This window comes from Leptolyngbya sp. FACHB-36, from assembly GCF_014695955.1.
Taxonomy (GTDB): domain Bacteria; phylum Cyanobacteriota; class Cyanobacteriia; order Leptolyngbyales; family Leptolyngbyaceae; genus FACHB-36.
This window is the reverse complement of record NZ_JACJPG010000129.1, coordinates 1-3,112: the sequence shown is the minus strand read 5'-3', so window position 1 is coordinate 3,112 and position 3,112 is coordinate 1. Positions and strand designations below refer to the sequence as shown.

Annotated in this window: 2 protein-coding genes and 1 pseudogene; 2 read left to right on the top strand and 1 reads right to left on the bottom strand. The window is 55.6% G+C overall.

Annotated features, from left to right (window positions below; translation table 11 throughout):
* A complete protein-coding gene (locus H6F43_RS01825; protein ID WP_190340313.1) occupies positions 1-669 on the bottom strand; it encodes a glutathione S-transferase family protein in 669 nt (222 codons plus the stop codon).
* A gap of 293 nt (positions 670-962) precedes the next feature.
* On the opposite strand from H6F43_RS01825, the gene H6F43_RS01820 reads away from it, so the two are divergent.
* Together H6F43_RS01820 and H6F43_RS01815 are read left to right on the top strand one after the other, a co-directional pair.
* The gene (locus tag H6F43_RS01820; RefSeq protein ID WP_190340312.1) at positions 963-1,391 is read left to right on the top strand and encodes a hypothetical protein; all 429 of its coding nucleotides are present in this window, start codon (positions 963-965) and stop codon (positions 1,389-1,391) included.
* A gap of 193 nt (positions 1,392-1,584) precedes the next feature.
* Positions 1,585-3,112, top strand: a pseudogene (locus H6F43_RS01815) (hypothetical protein); the annotation flags it as partial.

The window sequence follows — 3,112 nt, the reverse complement described above, 5'->3', positions numbered from 1 at the left end:
TTAGGCAGCGAGCCGTGCGGACAACTGCGAATTGCGCTGTTTTAAGAACATCAGCAACCGCTGCGGATAGTCTTCGGCGACCGCCTGCTGGATTGAGGGACGCGCCTGTAATGCTTGCCGCCAACGCTTTACCTTCGGCGCGTTCAAGAAAATATCAAACTCCGCGATCGTGTCGAAAACATCGAAGTACCGGAATATTGGTCCGTACACGGCATCCACCAGCGAAAAGACCTCGCCTGCGAAGTAAGGTGCACCGCTGAGATGGTGCTCGATCCGAACAAATTTATCGATCAGGTCGTGGCGTTTTTGCTCAAATGTCTCCGGAGTCGTGGCGCTGTAAAATCCCGCGATCGTATTCAGCGTGCTGGACCCAAACTCAATCCAAGCGCGATGCTTCGCTTTCTGTAACGGATCAGACGGGTGTAATGAACCTAGCGTAATTTCGTCCAAATACTCACAAATGACCGCTGACTCAAACAGAATTTCATCCTCGACTTTTAACAGCGGTACTTTTCCCAGTGGTGAGATTCGGCGGAACCAGTCCGGCTTATTGACCAAATCGATGTCCGTTCGCTGATGAGGGATATTTTTCTCAAGCAGCATAATGACTGCCCGCTGCACGTACGGACACAGGTGATGGCTGACCAGTTCTAGCTGTGGAATTGGCATAGGTAGAAAATTGATTGCAGTTGCAACTTCATTTATGGTCGTATTTTAGTTGCAAACGCAATCATTTCAATTTCAACTTTATAGATCGTTGCAGCGATCGCCGACGATTAGGGCTTCTACCAATTCTTTAAACTTCAGCGACCGCTCAAACGACTGAACCATAGACAAAATCCGGCGGTTGCAATTCCGAATTTCGAATTGCGAATTCCGAATTAGTATGAAGCCCGACGATGATTCCGCACGATCGTCGGTGGGCTAACTAAACGAGAAGGCGAGCGTTGTGTGCAGGTTCAATGGCAACCCGTGGCGAAGTGCTGGTGGCAATTCTAAATAGCCGAGCTGCGTTCGAGACCGTCCGCGATCGGCATTGGTACCATATTCCCCTGGAGCAAGTGGAGAAACTCAAGCATCGTCAGTGCTGGTGTCCCAAATGGCTGGCGTTTTACCAGACGAAGACGTTTGGGGCGGACGCGCATCGGATCACGTACTACGCCGAGGTTATCCGACTACCTGACGTTCAGCGATGGCAGCTATTTCCGGACGAACCTGCTGGTGTCAACCGCGAAAAGCGCTATGTCAAGCTAGAACTGGGATCGCTGGAGTCGTTGTCGCACCCGATCGTTAGCCGGCGCTTGCGACGCATTACCTTTATTCCCACCACGCTAACGCAGCTCAAACAGGCTAGCGACATTCGCGATCTGTGGAGCGATCACAGTGGCTAAGCCGCTTGGGCTAGCCAGAGAAAATAAGGATCGTGAAGAGTGCGGAGACGTAGCACCTCGTAATTTCGTGATCCCTCGATGTTTTACAAGAAAATTCCTGCCCTAGCGCTTCAAACCGAGTGGCAGCTAATACAATGACGGCTACAGCCCATCTGAGTCCGAGTGCGGGGGCGTCCGCTGCAAACGCTGAGTCATGACCAGAAAACCGATCGAGCGATTTCGCGTCCGTCGTCCTGTACAGGATTCTCCGGATGCGCCCTGGACGAGTGGAACATCGTCGGTAGAAGAGTCTATCAGCGCTGTTGTTGAGCCGTCCGTGAATGACCAGAACTCTGGCACAGATAGCCCCAAGGAAGTTGAGCCTGACCACTCCGACGCTGATACGGCTCCGCCGATCGAACTGACGGAGGTTCCCCGATCACGTCCTAAGCGCCATCCTGTTTCCGCTCAGGTGCTAACCGGAGTGCGGCATTTGGGAGCGCCCTTGCTGTGGCTGGGACTGCTGGCATTTATTGGCGGTACAGGCGTTTCGGCGTTCTGGTGGCTGACGACGCTGCCGCCGCTGCCGAGTTGCGAGCGTCTACAGCCGCTGGCATCGGATTCGGACAAGCTCTACTGCGCCGAACAAGCCGCACGATCGGGAAAAGTCGAGGCGCTGCGGTCAGGATTAGCGCTGGTAAAAGACTGGTCCCCGGAGCATCCGCTGTACGATCGCTCCAAGCGCCTGATGAAAGATTGGTCAAAAACCTTGCTGACGATCGCCCAAGACCGAGCCAGTCAAGACAAGCTAGATGGGGCGATCTCGCTGGCGCAGGACATTCCCGCTAGCAGTCCGCTATACAAAGACGCGCAGCGGGCGATCGGCAACTGGCGCAAGCAGCACAACCGAGGACAGATTATCGAAGACGCTTTCAAAGCAGCACTGAAAGCGCAAGATTGGAGAACGGCTCAGGCGCAACTGCAAGCGCTGTCTAAGCTAGAGGGCGACGAGTGGCACAAGCGGCTCAACCGCTGGCGGCAGCAGGTGCTAATCGAGCGCATTGCCCACCGTCAGCTTCAGCAGGTGCGGCAGATCAGCCGCAGTGGAACGGCTGACCCACAAACGATCGCCCAGGCGATCGTGATCGCCGATCAAATCAGCTTTAATAGCGTCCTGCGACCCACGGCTGAAGCAGAACTAAAGCGGTTGACTAAGGCGCTGATGGCGATCGTCCACCAACGCATTACCCAGGGAAATCTTGCTGGAGCGATCGCGGCGACTCAAGGACTGCCGCGCAGCATTCCGCTTCCGCAAGAAGCGCGGGACGCCGTATGGGTCAGTCGCGCTCAGCCGTTGGCGATCGACGCGCGTCCAGAGCACCCGCCCTACAAGCAGCTGTGGCAGCTGTGGCTGGTGCTGCCTCAGGTGCGCGACATTAACGCCGCCAGTGTGCTGGGTCCGCAGGCACAAGCGCTCGTTCCCAAATTGGAGCAGCAGATTCAAGACTTGACTCAGCTTCAAATTGCGTTGTCTGTTGCCGAACTAAACCAGATTCCAGCGCTCCAGCTTGCCACGACCCTGGCGGAGGCGATCGGGCGCGATCGTCCCCAACGCGTGTACGCCCAGACCATGATTGCTCAGTGGCGCAAGGAAATTCAGCAGATCGAAGACCGTCCGCATCTGGTGCTGGCGCAGCAGCTTGCGAAACCAGGAACCATTCCCGCGTTGAAAGCGGCGATCG

What these genes read in the sequence shown, in the direction of transcription:
- H6F43_RS01825 (WP_190340313.1), bottom strand. Translation starts at nt 669, where the DNA reads ATGCCAATTCCACAGCTAGAACTGGTCAGCCATCACCTGTGTCCGTAC.
- H6F43_RS01820 (WP_190340312.1), top strand. Translation starts at nt 963, where the DNA reads ATGGCAACCCGTGGCGAAGTGCTGGTGGCAATTCTAAATAGCCGAGCT.